The organism is Nonomuraea sp. NPDC050202 (genome assembly GCF_040656115.1).
Classification (GTDB): Bacteria; Actinomycetota; Actinomycetes; order Streptosporangiales; family Streptosporangiaceae; genus Nonomuraea.
Window position 1 is genome coordinate 326855 of record NZ_JBFALF010000004.1, and the last position, 16044, is coordinate 342898.

Annotated in this window: 13 protein-coding genes; 9 read left to right on the forward strand and 4 right to left on the reverse strand. The window is 71.9% G+C overall.

Features of this window, described 5'->3' with window-relative positions; genetic code table 11:
* The first annotated feature begins 30 nt into the window (after positions 1 to 30).
* Positions 31 to 411: an AMP-binding protein gene (locus AB0I79_RS15275; RefSeq protein WP_357872419.1), complete on the forward strand. Its 381-nt coding sequence runs from the start codon at positions 31 to 33 to the stop codon at positions 409 to 411.
* Between the two features lie 186 nt (positions 412 to 597).
* Positions 598 to 1323: an alpha/beta fold hydrolase gene (locus tag AB0I79_RS15280; RefSeq protein ID WP_357872422.1), complete on the forward strand. Its 726-nt coding sequence runs from the start codon at positions 598 to 600 to the stop codon at positions 1321 to 1323.
* A gap of 197 nt (positions 1324 to 1520) precedes the next feature.
* Here the strand turns inward: AB0I79_RS15280 and AB0I79_RS15285 are convergent, their stop codons facing one another.
* Positions 1521 to 2954, reverse strand: coding sequence for an aldehyde dehydrogenase (locus tag AB0I79_RS15285; RefSeq protein WP_357873055.1), 1434 nt, complete (start codon positions 2952 to 2954; stop codon positions 1521 to 1523).
* A gap of 257 nt (positions 2955 to 3211) precedes the next feature.
* Here AB0I79_RS15285 and AB0I79_RS15290 point away from each other — a divergent pair, with 257 nt between their 5' ends.
* Positions 3212 to 4108: a hypothetical protein gene (locus AB0I79_RS15290; RefSeq protein WP_357872424.1), complete on the forward strand. Its 897-nt coding sequence runs from the start codon at positions 3212 to 3214 to the stop codon at positions 4106 to 4108.
* Here the strand turns inward: AB0I79_RS15290 and AB0I79_RS15295 are convergent.
* Complete coding sequence (locus tag AB0I79_RS15295; protein ID WP_357872426.1) at positions 4090 to 5403, reverse strand: GH1 family beta-glucosidase; 1314 nt, start codon at positions 5401 to 5403, stop codon at positions 4090 to 4092. The two genes, AB0I79_RS15290 and AB0I79_RS15295, sit on opposite strands and share 19 nt — an antisense overlap.
* An 86-nt stretch (positions 5404 to 5489) precedes the next feature.
* Here AB0I79_RS15295 and AB0I79_RS15300 point away from each other — a divergent pair, with 86 nt between their 5' ends.
* The gene (locus AB0I79_RS15300) at positions 5490 to 6116 is read left to right on the forward strand and encodes a TetR/AcrR family transcriptional regulator (protein ID WP_357872429.1); all 627 of its coding nucleotides are present in this window, start codon (positions 5490 to 5492) and stop codon (positions 6114 to 6116) included.
* Between the two features lie 73 nt (positions 6117 to 6189).
* Here AB0I79_RS15300 and AB0I79_RS15305 read toward each other — a convergent pair whose 3' ends face one another.
* Entirely contained in the window at positions 6190 to 7113 is a 924-nt protein-coding gene (locus AB0I79_RS15305; RefSeq protein ID WP_357872432.1) for an aldo/keto reductase, read from the reverse strand.
* Between the two features lie 81 nt (positions 7114 to 7194).
* On the opposite strand from AB0I79_RS15305, the gene AB0I79_RS15310 reads away from it, so the two are divergent.
* Positions 7195 to 7554: a MerR family transcriptional regulator gene (locus tag AB0I79_RS15310; protein ID WP_357872434.1), complete on the forward strand. Its 360-nt coding sequence runs from the start codon at positions 7195 to 7197 to the stop codon at positions 7552 to 7554.
* 36 nt (positions 7555 to 7590) lie between these two features.
* The gene (locus AB0I79_RS15315; RefSeq protein WP_357872437.1) at positions 7591 to 9063 is read left to right on the forward strand and encodes a penicillin-binding transpeptidase domain-containing protein; all 1473 of its coding nucleotides are present in this window, start codon (positions 7591 to 7593) and stop codon (positions 9061 to 9063) included.
* A gap of 71 nt (positions 9064 to 9134) precedes the next feature.
* On the opposite strand, the gene AB0I79_RS15320 is transcribed toward AB0I79_RS15315, so the two are convergent.
* On the reverse strand, positions 9135 to 10997 hold the full coding sequence (locus tag AB0I79_RS15320; protein WP_357872440.1) for an ABC transporter ATP-binding protein: 1863 nt from the start codon (positions 10995 to 10997) through the stop codon (positions 9135 to 9137).
* 85 nt (positions 10998 to 11082) lie between these two features.
* Between AB0I79_RS15320 and AB0I79_RS15325 the strand changes: the two genes are divergently transcribed.
* From AB0I79_RS15325 to AB0I79_RS15335, 3 genes are all read left to right on the forward strand, one after another.
* Positions 11083 to 13449: a LuxR C-terminal-related transcriptional regulator gene (locus AB0I79_RS15325; protein WP_357872443.1), complete on the forward strand. Its 2367-nt coding sequence runs from the start codon at positions 11083 to 11085 to the stop codon at positions 13447 to 13449.
* Between the two features lie 349 nt (positions 13450 to 13798).
* Complete coding sequence (locus tag AB0I79_RS15330) at positions 13799 to 14572, forward strand: AMP-binding protein (RefSeq protein WP_357872446.1); 774 nt, start codon at positions 13799 to 13801, stop codon at positions 14570 to 14572.
* A 147-nt stretch (positions 14573 to 14719) separates the two neighbouring features.
* Entirely contained in the window at positions 14720 to 16015 is a 1296-nt protein-coding gene (locus AB0I79_RS15335; protein ID WP_357872449.1) for an extracellular solute-binding protein, read from the forward strand.
* Positions 16016 to 16044 lie beyond the last annotated feature (29 nt).

The window sequence follows — 16044 nt, forward strand, 5'->3', positions numbered from 1 at the left end:
GCACGAGACGCCCTCCCTACGGTGGGCCCCATGGATGAGCGCATCGTGATGGTGGACTCGGGCACGGGCCTGAAGCTCACCGAGGAGCAGCTGGACGAGAGGTCCGCGGTCGCGACCGTCCAGTTGCGACGCAGGGGAGTGCGCGCTGGAGACACCGTGCTCATCTGCCTGCCCGTGGGGCCCGACCTGCTGGTGTCGACCAACGCGGTGATCGCGGCGGGCGGTGTCGTCTGGCCCCTGCCGCCCGATCTCGACACCGCCGCGCTGCGCGACCGCATCCAGGAGAGCGGCGCCCGCGTGATGGTCTCCAACGTCCGCCAGGCCCTCGACGCGGCCGACGAGTCGCGGGTGCGGATCATCATGAGCGTCGCAGACCTGAGCGCCTCGCATTCGTATCCGACCGGTTGCTGACCCCGCACGCCAGGTGATCGCCCAGGGCGGTGCGGGGGTCGCTGCCCGCCGGCGTGGGGGCGGGCCCGCGGTACGCCTGCCTGACGCCGAGGGAGCGCGGGATCGCGGTGCGGGTGGCCGGGCGCGGGATCGACGTGCGGCGGACATAACCTCGTTGCCATGCCTCTCGCGCCCAACTTTCCCGTCATGCTCAGAACCGAGGACGGGGTCCGCATCGACGCCGCGCACACCCCCTCCGCCCGCACCGACGTGGGCATCGTGGTGGCGCACGGCTTCACCGGGTCGTGGCGGGACCGCCCCGCGCGCCGCATCGTGCACGTGCTGAGCGGGTACGGCGGGGTGATCGCGTTCGACTTCCGCGGGCACGGCAGGTCCGGCGGCGAGACCACGGTGGGCGACCGGGAGATCCTCGACGTGCAGGCGGCGGTCAGGCACGCCCGCGTGGTCGGCTACTCCAAGATCGCGGTCGTCGGCTTCTCCATGGGCGCGGCGGTGGCCGTGCGGCACGCCGGGCTGCGCGGCGGGGTGGACGCGGTGGTGGCGGTGAGCGGTCCCGCCCGCTGGTACTACCGGGGGACCAAGCCGATGCGGCAGGTGCACTGGGCCATCGAGCGGCCGGCCGGGCGGTGGGCGGCGCGGGTGGCCAAGCGGACCCGGATCGCGCGGGAGGAGTGGGACCCGATCCCGATGCCCCCGCACGAGGCCGCCGGGCTCATCTCGCCCGCGCCGCTGCTGATCGTGCACGGGGACGCGGACACGTTCTTCCCGCTGGATCACCCGCGGCAGCTCTACGACGGCGCCCGGGAGCCGAAGGAGCTCTGGATCGAGCCGGGATTCGGCCACGCGGAGGCCGCGGCGACGCCCGAACTCGTCCGCCGGATCGGCAAATGGATCTCTTCGAACTTTTCCTGAGTAAAACACGTCTACCTAGGGCGGATGGAAGGAAACCGCCGGGAGAAAGTCCCTGGGGAAGGAAACCGCCGGTGCGGTGGACGTGGGACATACTGCTGTAGTCGGGCGGTAGCCCAGCGTCGCGGGGGCGCGCTGGGTCACCATCCGCGAAGAGGGCCCCGCCGTGGGTGGCGGGGCCCTCCGCTTCGTGTGGAACCTCAGCCGAGCCGGCTGATCGTCTTGTACTCCAGGTAGCTGTTGAGACCCTCGGGGCCCAGCTCGCGGCCGATGCCGCTGGCCTTGTAACCGCCGAAGGGCGCGTTGGTCTCCAGCATGAAGCAGTTCACGCCGTACGTGCCCGTGCGGACCTGGCGGGCCACCTCCATGCCGTGGTCGGCGTCGGCCGTCCAGACCGTGCCGGCCAGGCCGTAGTCGCTGTCGTTGGCGATGCGGACGGCGTCGGCCTCGTCCTCGTACGGGATCACGGCCAGGACCGGGCCGAAGATCTCCTCGCGGGCGATGCGCATGTCGTTGCTGACGCCCGCGAAGACGGTGGGCGCGACGTACCAGCCCCTGTCGTACGGCCGGTCGAGCCCGCCCACCACGATCTTGGCGCCCTCGTCCATGCCGAGCTTGATGTAACCCTCCACCCGCTCCTGCTGCCGCTTGGCCACCAGCGGGCCGATGCCGGTCGTGGCGTCGGCGGGGTCGCCGACGGCCTGGGAGCTCACCATGCCCGCGATCGCGTCCACGACCTCGTCGTAGCGGTTGCGGGAGGCCAGGATGCGGGTCTGCGCGACGCACGCCTGGCCGTTGTTCATGAGGGAGGCCATCGACAGGAAGCCCATGCTGGCGGCCAGGTCGGCGTCGTCCAGGATGATCGCGGCCGACTTGCCGCCCAGCTCCAGGCTGACCCGCTTGAGCTGCTCGCCGCAGACGGCGGCGATGCGCCGTCCGGCGGCTGTGGAGCCGGTGAAGGCCACCTTGTCCACGCCCTTGTGCGAGATCAGGTGCTCGCCGACCTCGCGGCCGGCGACGACGATGTTGAGCACGCCCGCGGGCACGCCGGCCTCGGCCGCCCACTCGGCCAGCAGGTACGCGTCCAGCGGCGTCTCGGGCGCCGGCTTGAGCACGATCGTGCACCCCGCCAGCAGCGCGGGCGCGACCTTGGTCATGGTCACGAACTGCGGGACGTTCCACGGCACCACGGCCGCCACCACGCCCACCGGCTCCCGGCGCACGGTGATCGGGCCGAACAGCCCGGGCCGCTGCTCCTCCTGCTGGAAGGTCTTGCCGAGTTCGGCGTAGTACTGCAGCATGCCGAGCGGCTGCGGTGCCTGCGCGAGGTTGGAGAAGGTGATCGGCGAGCCCATCTCCTCGGTGATGAGCTGGGCCATCTCGCTCTGCCGCTCGTTGTAGATGGCGGCGAGCCGGCCGATCACGCCGGCCCGCTCGGCGAACGTCATCCGCGGCCACGGCCCGTGGTCGAACGCTTCCCTGGCGGCGGCGATCGCGCGCTCCATGTCCTCGGCGGTGCCGTCGGGCACCCGGCCGACGATCTCCTCGGTGTGGGGCGAGATGACGTCTATCGTCCCGGTGCCCGCTGGGGCCACCCATTCGCCCCCGATGAACAGCTTGTCGTGCTGGCGCATGTCGTGAGCCTCCCGCTTGACCGAATGCTTGCTTGTCTTCGGCATGTCCCAAGGCGACCGAATCATGTTCTGTCCGCCCGCGCAAGAGCCGTGCGGGGCCGGCGCGCCGCACCCCTCTCGATGACGCCAGGGGGAGTCACCGATTCGGACAAAACCCTATAAGTTTCGCCAAAGGTGCAGCAGTTCGGTCGTTCGGATGACAGAGATCAAGATCATCTTCTATAGTTTCGGTCCGTCTATGAGGGGAGGGGACGGGTGTGAGAATCTGGCGGCTCGCCGTTCTCGTCGCCGTACTCTCCGGGCTGCTCGGACTGCCTGCACCCGCACCGGCCCTGGCCGATCCCAGCCCAGCCGAGCTGCGCAAGCTCACCAAGCAGGCCGCCCGGCTGAACGAGCTCTACCGCGGCCAGATCCAGAGCCTGGAGGAGATCAGGATCCAGGCCAAGAAGGCCACCGACAACTCCGGCAACCTGCAGGCCCAGCTCAGGGCCGCCCAGGCCGAGGTGAGCCGGATCGCCCAGACCTCCTACATGCTGGGGCCGCTCGACGGCGTACGGCTCCTCACGCCCAGCAGCGACCCGTACGCGATGCTGGGCGGCGCCGCCAACCTGACCTACATGGCCAACGAGCGGGCCGAACGGGTCGAGAGCATCAAGAAGCTCATCGACAAGTCCAACGACGCCAAGCTCAACGCCAACGAGAAGATCGAGAAGCTGCGCAAGGAGATCAAGGCCCTCGAGAACAAGAAGGACGACATCCAGAAGCTGCTCCAGAAGTACGGCTTCCAGCAGCCCGGCGGCGCCGAGGGCCTGACGCCGCGCATGATCAACGTACGCGCTGAGATCATGGCGAACTTCCCCATGAAGTACGGCGTCGGCTGCCTGCGCCCCGGCGACCCGGGCGAGCACGGCAAGGGCCGGGCCTGCGACTTCATGATGTCGAGCGGCGGCAGGATGGCCGGGGGCTCCGACGCGGCCAACGGCGACGCGCTGTCCGCCTGGCTGATCAAGAACGGCCCCCGGCTGGGTGTCATGTACATCATCTGGAAGCAGCGTTACTACGACATCCGCTCAGGCGGCGGCTGGGACCCGATGTCCGACCGCGGCGGCGTGACCGCCAACCACTACGACCACGTTCACGTGTCGGTGTTCTGACCCCTGAGGAACTCCGCGAACCAGTGGTAGGAGCGCTTCGGCGTGCGGCGCTGCGTGTCGAAGTCCACGTGGACCAGGCCGAAGCGCTGGTCGTAACCCTCGGCCCACTCGAAGTTGTCCAGCAGCGACCAGACGAAGTAGCCGCGCACGTCCACCCCCTGGGCCATGGCCTGGCGCATGGCGGCGATGTGCCGGTCGAGGAAGTCGACGCGGGCGGCGTCGTCGATCGTGCCGTCCGCGGCCGGGACGTCCTCCTGCGAGCAGCCGTTCTCGGTGATCAGGATCGGCGGGAGGGCGGCGCCGTACCGGGTCCGCAGGCCGGTGAGCAGCTCGCGCAGGCCGTCGGGGACGACCGGCCAGCCGAAGGCGGTGGTCGGGTAGCCGCTGACGCCGGCGTCGTCGAACGGCAGCCCGTCGCCGGTCGGGGCGGCGATGCGGGTGGGGTTGTAGTAGTTGACGCCGAGGGCGTCCAGCGGGGCGGCGATGGTCGCCAGGTCGCCGTCGCGGACGAAGTCCAGCGCGGGCGTGTACGCCGACAGGTCCGGATATCTGCCCAGGAGTACGGGGTCGTTGAACAGGCGGTTGTGCAGGATGTCGTACGCGTCGGCCGCCCGCACGTCCGGCTCCTTCCGGGAGGCCGGCCAGACGGGCGTGCAGTTGTTCGTGAGCGCCACCTGGCGGGCGCCGGCCGCCCTGAGCGCCTGGACGGCCAGCCCGTGGCCGAGGAGCTGGTGGTGGGCGGCGGGCAGGGCGCCGGTCAGCAGGGCCCGGCCCGGGGCGTGCACGCCCATGGCGTAGCCGTACGCCATGTGCACGAACGGCTCGTTCAGCGTGATCCACAGCGGGACGCGGTCGGCCAGCCGTCCGGCGGTCACGGCGGCGTACTCGGCGAACAGCTCGCAGACGTCGCGGTTCAGCCAGCCGCCGCGCTCCTCCAGCGCCTGGGGCAGGTCCCAGTGGAACAGCGTCGGCACCGGCTGGATCCCGGCCGCCAGCAGGGCGTCCACCAGCCGGTCGTAGAAGTCCAGGCCCGGCGCGTTCACCTGGCCCGAGCCGAGGGGCAGCACGCGCGGCCAGGCGATCGAGAAGCGGTAGGCGTTCACGCCGAGCCCCGCCATGAGGGCGACGTCCTCGCGCCAGCGGTGGTAGTGGTCGCACGCCACGTCGCCGGTCTGCCCGCGGCTGGTGCGGCCGGGCTCGTGGGAGAAGGTGTCCCAGATGGAGGCGCCCCTGCCGTCCTCGCCGGTCGCGCCCTCGATCTGGTAGGCCGCCGTCGCCGTGCCCCACAAGAACATTCCCGCCTCCTACGTGAGGGTGGCTCATGTTATCCCGCGGTCACAGACTCTGACTCATCGTGGCGGCGATGCGCAAGGATGGAGGCATGACCAGTACCCTGCGCCGCCGACCCGCTCAGCGCCGGAGCGTCGAGCGAGTGGAGCGGATGCTCGACGAGTGCGCGCTCCTGCTCGACGAGGTCGGCTACGATGCGCTGACCACGAAGGAGGTCGCGCGCCGGGCCGAGGTGCCCATCGGCACCTTCTACCAGTTCTTCCACGACAAGCAGGGGCTGGTGCGGGCGCTGGCGCGGCGCAACCTCGAGGCGTTCCTTCAGCGGATCATCGAGCTCATCCCCACGGCCGACCTCGGCCACTGGACGGATCTGGCCGATCTGGCCATCGACGAGTTCGTCGACATGAAGCGCACCACCCCCGGCTTCGCCGTGGTCGACTTCGGCGAGGTGCTCGGCGCCCCCGGCGACGGCGGCAAGTGGGCGCTCGACGAGACGCAGGAGAACAACGTCGTGGTGGCCGAGCGCCTGCGCGCCCTGTCGATGGAGCTGCTCGACGCCCCCGTCGGCCCCGGGCTCGACCGGGCGCTGGTGGTGGCGGTCGAGGCCACCGACGCCGTGCTCAAGCTGGCCTTCCGCGTCGATCCCGCCGGCGACCCCGAGCTCATCGCCGAATGCAAGCAGCTGGTCCGCCGCTACCTGGCGGACCACCTGCCCTGACGTCGCCCAGGAGGCGGCTGGGCGGCTGCTGAGCGGGCTGCCGGGCGGCGGCCAGGAGGCGGCCGGCGGCGGCTCAGGCGGCGGCGTCCATGCGGGCGCGCAGCTCGTCGTCCAGCTTGAGGTCCGCCGCCCCGATCGCCTCCTCCAGCTGCTCCATCGTGGAGACCCCCACGATCGGCACGATGCCACCGGCCATCAGCCAGGCCAGCACCACCTGGTTCGGGGTCGCGCCCAGCTCGCCGGCCATCTCCCGCAGCACGGCCAGGCGGCGCGTCGTGCCCGGGTGATCGTAGATCTCCGGGATGGTCCGGTCGGGCCGCGTGTAGGCGCCGAACATCAGCGTGTTGTACGCCCACAGCGTCAGGTCCGGCTCGGCCGCCAGGTAGCCCAGCAGGTCGTCCGACACCAGCGTGTGCCCCGACTCGGGGAGCCTGGTGCCCGGGCGCGGGCGCAGGTAGGTGTGGCGCTGCTGCACGTAGGTGTAGGGGATCCAGCCGCGGGCCGCGGAGACGTTCCTGGCCCGCTCCAGCCGCCAGGCCGGCATGTTGCTCGCGCCGATGGCCCGGACCTTGCCGGCCCGGGCCAGCTCGTCGAACGCCCCCAGAGTCTCCTCGAACGGGACGGAACGGTCCTCGATGTGCGACCAATACACATCGATGTAGTCCGTCCCCAATCTCGTGAGGCTGCCCTCCGCGCCCTTGGCGATCGCGGCCGCGGACAGGCCCTCCGCCGAGTCCAGGGTGAGGTCACCGGGGACGGTGGGGCGGGCGCCGACCTTCGTGCTGATGACGACCTCGTCCCGGTTGCCGCGGGCGGCCAGCCACGCGCCGATGGCCAGCTCGCTCTCGTCGCCCGTGCGGCCCTCCACCCAGAACGGGTAGTTGTTGGCCGTGTCGATCCTGGTGCCGCCGGCCTCCACGAACCGGTCCAGGATGGCGAAGGTGGTGTCCAGGTCGACGGCGGTGCCGAACGGGATCGTGCCCAGTGCGATGTCCATGGCGCAGACTCTGGGACCTGGAGCGCACTCCATGTCAAGCCGGTTGACCTGGAGTGCGCTCCAGGTGAGATTCTTGGCTACGTGAGCGTGTACACACCTGCGGAAGTCGTCGAAGAGACCGGGTTCAGCATCGACACCCTCCGCTACTACGAGAAGATCGGCCTGCTGGAGCGCGTCGACCGCAACGCGGCCGGGCAGCGCAGGTTCAGCCAGGAGGACGTCGGCTGGCTGGGCATGGTCCGCTGCCTGCGCGACACGGGCATGCCCATCGCCACGATGCTGCGCTTCGCCGAGCTCGTACGGGCGGGCGACCACACCATCCCCGACCGCATCGAGCTCCTGGAAGAGCACGAGCGGCAGGTCCAGGCCCAGATCGCGAACCTCGCCGAGCGCCAGAGCTACATCCACCACAAGATTTCCTACTACCGCAGCCTCCTGTAGCCCTGCCTTTGCGGCCCGGTTGCTACACCTCGATCCATGGCTGGATCGAGGGGGAGGCGGCGCGACGTCCCGCTGAGCCGGGTCGCCACACTGTGCGCCGCGATGTTGTTCGCCCTGCTCGCGCACATCACGCTCATCCAGGCGTTCGGCTCGCACGCGCTCAACGCCGACCGCAGGAACGAGCGCACGCTGATCGACAGGTACGGCCGCCCGCGCGGCGACATCCTCACCCACGACGGCACCCCCATCGCCACCAGCCTGGCCACCGGCGGCCCGTACCGGTACCGGCGCGCCTACCCCCGGGGCGAGGAGTACGCCGCCGTCACCGGGCACGTGTCGCTGCACCGCACGACAGGCATCGAGCAGGCGCAGGACGCGGTGCTGTCCGGCGACGACGCCAAGGTCAGGGTCAGGTCGCTGGTCGGGGACGGGACCGTCGGAGGGGCCGACGTCCGGCTGACGATCCGCGACCGGGTGCAGCGGGCGGCGTACCAGGGGCTGCGGACCGCGGGCATCCCGGGGGCGGTGGTGGCACTCGACCCCGCCACCGGGGCGGTGCTGGGGCTGGCCACGTACCCGACGTACGACCCGAACGCGCTGACCACCTTCGACCGGAGGCTGCTGGCCGACACCGCGCGGCGGTTCCGGCAGGCGCCCTCGCAACCCCTGCTCAACCGGGCGCTGAACCAGCTCTATCCGCCCGGGTCCACGTTCAAGCTCGTCACCGCGGCGGCGGCGCTGGCGTCCGGCGAGTACACGCCGGCGGGCCCGGTGCACGCGCCCGCCCGGCTGCGGCTGCCGGGGGCGCCGGCGTACCTGGAGACCGGGCGGTGCGGGAACGGGCGGCCGACGCTCGCGTACGCGTTCCAGGCGTCCTGCGACACCGCCTTCGCCGCCATCGGGCTGCAACTCGGGCAGGACCTGCTGCGGGATCAGGCGGAGGCGTTCGGGTTCAACGCGGGCCAGCTGCGGATCCCGCTGCTCGCGACGCCCAGCCGGTATCCGACGGTCGTGGACAGGACCCAGATGGCGCTGGCGGCCATCGGGCACCACGACAGCCGGGTGACGCCGCTGATGGTGGCCATGTTGTCGGCGGCCGTGGCGAACAACGGGTTGTTGATGCGGCCGTACCTGGTGGAGGAGGCCCGGCTGCCGGACGGGGCGGTCATCAACCGGGCCTCGCCCGTGCCGTATCGGACCGTCGTGCCGCCGCTGCTGGCGCGGTACCTGGCGGCCATGATGACGGCCGCCTCGCCCGCCTCCGGGAAGGGGTCCAGGGCCGGGACGGGGATGCCTGAGGTGGGTGGGGTGCCGGGGGCGCCCGGCGTGCGCATGGCGGCCAAGACGGCCGCGTCGGAGGGGGTGCCGGGGGAGAACGCCGTGATCACGGCCTTCGCGCCCGCGGAGGCGCCTGAGGTGGCCGTGGGGGTGGTGCTGGAGCGGCCGGGGGATCGGGTGGACGCCGTGGCCGCCATCGCCCGTGCCGTCATCCAGGCCGCGCTGCGGTGAGCCGGGTCTGCGCGCAGGGCCGCGGCCAGAGCCCTGGCGAGTGTCAGCAGTAGGCGGCGGCCTGGCGGGTGTCAGCGGTAGGCGGCGGCCTGGAGGGTGTAGAGGTCGGCGTAGAGGCCGTTGAGGGACATGAGGGTGTCGTGGTCGCCCTGTTCGGTGATCTCGCCGTGGTCGAGGACGTAGATGCGGTCGGCGTAGCGGACGCTGGCCAGGCGGTGGGTGATGAGCAGGACGGTGCGGCCGTCGGCGTGGTGGCGGATGCGTTCGAAGAGGGCGTGTTCGGCGCGGGCGTCGAGGGCGGCGGTGGGTTCGTCGCAGATGAGCAGGTCGGCGTCGCGGTGGAAGCCGCGGGCGACGGCGATGCGCTGCCATTGGCCGCCGGACAGTTCGTGGCCGTCCTTGAAGCGGCGGTCGAGCAGGGTGCGGTAGCCGTGCGGGAGGCCGGCGATGACCTCGTCGGCGCCGGCGACCGCGGCGGCGGCGTGCAGGGCGGGCTCGCCCTTGCCGGTGCCCATGGTGATGTTGTAGCGGGCGGTCAGCGGCCAGCGGGTGTGGTCCTGGGCGATGACGGCGGTGCGCAGGCGGAGGGCTTCGGGGCTGACCTGGCGCAGGTCGGTGTCGTCCCAGTGGACGGTGCCGGTGTCGGGTTCGTACAGGCCGGACAGGATCTTGGCCAGGGTGGTCTTGCCGGAGCCGTTCTCGCCGACGAACGCGATCACCTCGCCCTGCTTGATCTCGATGGACACCCCGCGCAGGGCGGGGGCGGGGGCACCCGGGTAGGAGAAGGTGATGTCGGTGGCCGTGATGCGCTCGAAGGACTCCGGGACGGGAGCGTGGCGGGGGCCGGGGATGCGGTTCTCGGCGTCGGCGCAGAAGTCGAGGAAGTCGGTGAAGTAGAGGCCCTCCTCGTAGAGGCGGTTGGTGGCGTACATGAGCCGGCCGAGCGATCCCTGGGCCGAGCGGATGGCCAGGACGGCGGTGCCGGCCACCGCCAGGGGGATCGCGGCGACGGCCAGCAGGACGCCGAGCGCTATGTAGACGAGCGCGGCGCCGAGGCCGCCCAGGGCCTCGCCCGCCAGGCGGGCCAGGGTCTGGCGGCGGGCCAGGCCGAGCAGGACGTCCTGCTCGGCCTTGGCCACCGCGTCGTACATGCGCAGCAGGAAGCCGCGCATGGTGAAGGAGCGCACCTCGGCGGCGGGATCCCGTTCCGCCAGCAGCTGGCCGATGATCCACTTGCGGCGGTTGGCGGGGATGAGGGAGTACATCGTGGCGTACTGCATGCGGGCGCTGCGCACGGCGGCCCAGGCGTCGGGGAGCACGGCCAGGAGGAGGAGCGGCAGCAGGACGGGGTGCAGCACGCCCAGCACGCCCGCGACGGCGGCGATGCCGACGGCGGCGGTGACCACGTCGATGGTGCAGGTGACCACCGAGTCGGCCATGGCAGCCCCGCGCAGCCGGGCGCGCTGCAGGGCGTCGTGGAAGTCGGGGTCGTCGTAGGCCACCAGGTTCACGCGGCTGGTCAGGCCGTACAGGCGCTCCTCCGTCAGCCGGGTGACCTGCGGGTCGAGGCGTGACTGGGCCCACCCCGCACCGGCCTGCGTGGTCGTGCGCAGCACGGCCGCCCCGGCGACCAGGGCGAGGCTGGGCAGGGCGGCCATGACGCGGTCGGGGGTCGGGCCCTCGCTGAACAGGGCGGTCAGCACGCCGGTGGTGGCCAGGAGACCGAACGCGGTGAACACGCCGCCGAGCAGGTTGAGCACGATCGTGGCCGCCGTGTCGCGAGGGCTGGCCCGCCAGGCCATCCGCATCGCCTGCCTGACCAGGGACGGCAGCTTCCTGGCGATGGTCAGGAAGCCGACCTCCGCCATCTTGTCGGTGTGGGCGTACCACTCGGAGAAGGACATCTCCCCGAGTTCGAGCGGCTCTTCGGCCATGGTGTGAGTGTGCCCACCCGGGGCGGCACTTCTTCATCCGAATATGGTCTGGGCGCGGAGCGTGGTTAGTGACACACTCACAGTGATGCAGCGATTCGCGGACCTCAGCAGCCTCCCGGCGGAGCCGAACCCGTTCGTGGGCCGGGAGGCGGATGTCGACGAGCTCGTCCACCTGATGCGCGTCTCGCGGATCGTGACGCTGTGCGGGGCGGGCGGCATCGGGAAGACCCGGCTGGCCCTGCGGCTGGCCGCCAGGCTGGCCTGCGCGGACGCGGGCGGCGTGTGCGTGAGCGAGCTGGCCGACCTGGAGAAGGGGCAGCTCAGGGAGCAGGTCGCGGCCGCGCTCGGCATCTCGGGCGAGCTGGTGGAGACGATCGGCGACCGGCGCGTGCTGCTGCTGCTCGACAACTGCGAGCCGGTCATCGGGGAGTGCGCCGAGCTCTGCCGCGACCTGCTGCGCGCCTGTCCGGGCGTGACGGTGCTGGCGACCAGCAGGGAGCCGCTGCGGGTGCCGGGCGAGACGGTGTGGCGGGTGCCGCCGCTGTCGGTGGGCGAGGCGGGGGAGGGCGCCGAGAGCGAGGCGGTGCGGCTGTTCGTGGCCCGGGCCACGGCCGCGCGGCCCGGCTTCGAGCTGACCGGCGAGACGCGGCCGCTGGTGGTGGAGCTGTGCCAGGCGCTCGACGGGTTGCCGCTGGCGATCGAGCTGGCCGCCGCCATGGTGCGGGTGCTGTCCGTGGGGCAGCTCGTCGAGCGGCTGGACGACCGGTTCAGGCTGCTGGCGGGCGGCGCCCGTACGGCTCCGGCCCGGCACCGCACGCTCAGGGCGGCGGTGGACTGGAGCTACCGGCTGCTCACCCCGCAGGAGCGGCTGCTGCTGCGCCGTACGGCCGCCTTCCGCTCCGCCTGGACGCTGGACCTGGCCGAATGGGTCTGCTCGGGCCCCGGGCTCGCGGAGGAGGAGGTGCTGCCCCGGCTCTGCGACCTGGTGGACAAGTCGCTGGTCGTGCTCGACGGCGAGGTGGCGGGGCACGCGCGTTACCGGCTGCTGGAGACCGTCCGCGAGTACGCGCTGGAGCAGCTCGCCGAGTCCGGCGAGGAGGCCGAGCTGCGCCGCCGCCACCTGACGGCGCTGGCCAGGCTGGCCGCCGGGTTCAGGGAGTCGCTGGCCCCAGGGGTGCGCACGTCGTGGCCGGTGATCGAGCGCTACGTCAACCTCTTCGACGGCCTCAAGGCCGAGGTGAACTCCGCCTGCGACTGGTCGATCGCCATCGGCATGCCGGAGACCGCGCTCACCCTGCTGACCGACATCCGCTTCCTGCTGATCGGCAGCGGTCGCAAGCTCGACTCGACCGAGCGGCTCGACCGGCTGCTCGCCCTCGACGCCCCGCAGGTGCCGCAGGGGCTGCGCGGGCGGGCCACGATCGTCCGCGGAGAGCTGGCGCTGGCCGCGGGCGACTTCGAGCCGGGCCTGCGGCACGTCCGCGCCGGGCTGGAGCTGTGCTCCGCCGCCGGGGACGTGTACGGCACGGCCCTCGGCACGATCGCGCTGGCCCAGCTCACCGGCGAGCAGGCGGCGATCGACCGGGCGCTCGACACGGCCAGGCGGTCGGGCGATCTCGTCCTGGAGTCGCTGGCCCAGGCCACGAGGGCACGCTACGGCCTGCACCAGGGCCGCCTGCACGAGGCGCGGCGCGCCTACCAGGAGGTGCTGTCGATCAGCGAGGAGCTCGACAACCACTACGGCCGGACCGTCGGCCACATCGGCCTGGCGCAGGTGGCCAGGCGGTCGGGCGACCCCGGCACCGCCAGGCGGCACTACGAGTCGGGGCTGAGCCTGCTGAAGCACGTGGACGCCAGGCAGCAGATCGTGAGCTGCCTGGCCGGGCTCGGCCGGGTGGCGCTGGACGAGGGCGACCTGGCGGAGGCCAGGGCCAGGCTCACCGAGGCGCTGCTGCTCAGCCGCGACGCGGGCCTGCGGGCCGGCATCGCGCGCCGGCTGGAGGCGTGGGCCGCGCTGGTCACGGCCGAGGGCGACCACCGGCGCGCGGTCCTGCTGGTGGCGGCGGCGGTGACGCTGGGCGGGCGGCAGCCGGACGCCCGCACGGAGGACGTGCTGCGACCGGCCCGCGAGAGCCTCGGCGAGGCCGTCGTCGGCGTGTTGTGGGCGGAGGGCACGCGGTTCACCGCCGACCAGGCCGTGGCCTGCGCGCTCGAGGGCGACCTGCCCGAGCCGCCGGCCGTGCCGGTCGTGCCGGTCCGCCAGGACAGCAGGCTCACGGCCAGGGAGCAGGAGATCGCCGAGCTGGTCGCCAGGGGGCTCAGCAACCGGGGGATCGCCGACGAGCTCGTCATCAGCCCGGCGACCGTGGCCCGGCACGTGGCCAACATCCTGGCGAAGCTGGGCTTCGCCACGCGTACACAGATCGCCGCATGGGTGATCGGCAGCCGGTGAGCCTTCTACACATCGCGCGTACATCGTCGAATGGCCATGTCAGCGCATGTGCGGGCACCCTGTGCACGCCTACCGTTCCCTATGTGATCGACCGCACCGCGCGTACCTCGCCCCTCGCGACGGGGGCGCCGCGGCCGATCGGTCGGGGACGTCACGCGTCCGCGTGGGGCTGGACCTTCTCGGAGGGGTGGGGGTCCGGCTCCGGGCGTGTGACAGCGGGCTCGAGCCGCGCAGGGCTCGGGCCCGCCCACCTGGCGAAGGGAGTGCAGGGCTCCCGCAGGGGAATGCACAGTGGCCTACATACATCGGTGGATGCTCGGGCCGTCCCGGCGGCCGTACGTTGACGGGCATGAGACCCACCGCCTCGGCCACCGGCACCGTGATCCATGAAGTGTTCCGCCGGGCCTACGAGCGCGGCGACCGCCCCGCCCTCATCGACCTGCGCGGCGGCCACGTCCATGGCTACCGCGGGCTGGTGACCGAGGTGACCAGGGCGGCTTCCGGGCTCGTGCGCAGGGGCGCCCGGCGTGACCAGGTGGTGGGCGTGCACGTGTCCACGGCGGGCGCCCAGACGCTGGCGGTCCACACGGTGGTGGCCGCCGGCGGGGTGGCGGCGCCGATCGATCCGGGGCTGGGCGCGTACGAGATGGCGGCGTGGTTGCGCGAGTGCGACGCCCGCGTCCTGATCACCACGCCCGACCTGGCGGAGACGGCGATCCTGGCGGCCGAGGAGTCGCGGGTGCGCCAGGTCGTCTCGCTGGGCCCGGCGCTCGACACGATCGACTTCCGCTGCCTGCTCACGCTGGAGCCCACCGCGCTGCCCGCGCTGGACGCCAAGCGCCAGCTCGCCGTGCTCCTGGCCGACGGCGCCCGCCTGTCCCACGCGGACCTGCTGGCCAGGATGGCCGCGCTCGACCTCCCGGTACACCTGTCCGAGACGGACGTGGTGCTGGCCACGTGGCCGCCCGACGGCGGCTGCGGCCTGCTCGCGCTGGTCGGGCTCGGCGTGTCGAAGGGCGCGCTGGTGGTGGCCGCGGACGGTGGCGATCTTGACGGCACCCGCCACGACTTCGGCGTCACGGTCGTGACCAGGGCCGACGGCACGCTGGAGCGCGTCGCCTGAGGTCGCATGTCCGCGAGCGCTCTGTCGAATATGCGGAGCTGTTACCGCCCATCCCTTGACGACGCGCGGCCCGAAGTGGGTTGATAGCCGTTGTTGACAACGTTGTCAAATCACCAACTTCGGGGGATTTCGAAGGGATGGTGTGGAATGCGACGGTGGTTAGCGGCCGTATCGATCACGATGGCGAGTGTGCTCGGCCTGGCGGCCTGTGGAGGCGGTGGCGGAGGGCAGGCCACTCAGGCGCCCGCCGCGAGCGGCGGCGGGAAGCAGCAGGTTGAGGTCTTCTCCTGGTGGACGGGCCCGGGCGAGGCCGACGGCCTGCAGGCGATGAGAAAGCTCTTCGAGCAACAGAACCCGAACCTCACCTTCTTCGACGCGGCGGTGGCCGGCGGCTCCGGCGACAAGGCCAAGGCGCTGCTGCAGTCGAAACTCCAGGCGAACACCCCGCCCGACACCTTCCAGGGCCACGCGGGCGCCGAGTTGCAGGGCTACATCAAGGCGGGCAACCTGGAGGACCTCACCCCGCTCTACGACGAGCTCAAGCTCAAGGACGTCTTCCCCGCCCAGCTCGTCGAGCAGATCAGCGTCGACGGCAAGATCTACTCCGTGCCGGTGAACATCCACCGTTCGAACGTCCTGTGGTTCAACCCCGCCGTGCTCAAGGACGCCGGGGTCGCCGCCGCGCCGAAGACGATCGAGGAGTTCATCGCGGCGCTGGAGAAGGTCAAGGCCAAGGGCAAGATCCCGCTGTCGATCGGGTCGGAGTGGACGGTCACCCACCTGATGGAGAGCGTGCTGCTCGGCACGCTCGGCGCCGACGCGTACAACGCCCTGTTCAAGCCGGGCGCCGACTGGAACAGCCCGCAGGTGACCACGGCGCTGACCAACTTCGCCAAGATCATGGAGTACGCGGGCGACCCGCAGGACGACTGGCAGCCCGCGGCCAAGCAGGTGGCCGACGGCCAGGCGGCGTTCAACATCATGGGCGACTGGGCGTACGGCTACTTCCACAACCCGCCGGAGGGCGGCCTGGGCAAGCAGTCGAAGACGGACTTCGACTGGGCGCCCGCGCCGGGCACCGAGGGCACCTACCTGTGGCTGTCCGACAGCTTCACCCTGCCCAAGGGCGCCAAGAACCGTGACGGGGCGATGGCCTGGCTGAAGGTCGCCGCCAGCAAGGAGGGCCAGGACGCCTTCAACCCGAAGAAGGGCTCCATCCCCGCCCGTAAGGACGCCGACCAGTCGCTCTACACCGACTACCTGGCCGACGCGCTGAAGGACTGGTCGAGCAACAAGCTCGCCGGGTCGATCCAGCACGGCGTGGCGGTGAACCAGCCGTGGCTGGCCGCGATCAACGAGGCGGTCGGGCTCTACCTGGGCAGCAAGGACGTCAAGGCGCTGCAGCAGGGGCTGGCCGACGCGGCCACGGCCAACGCCCAGTAATTCGGCACACGGGGGACGGCCGCGGCCGT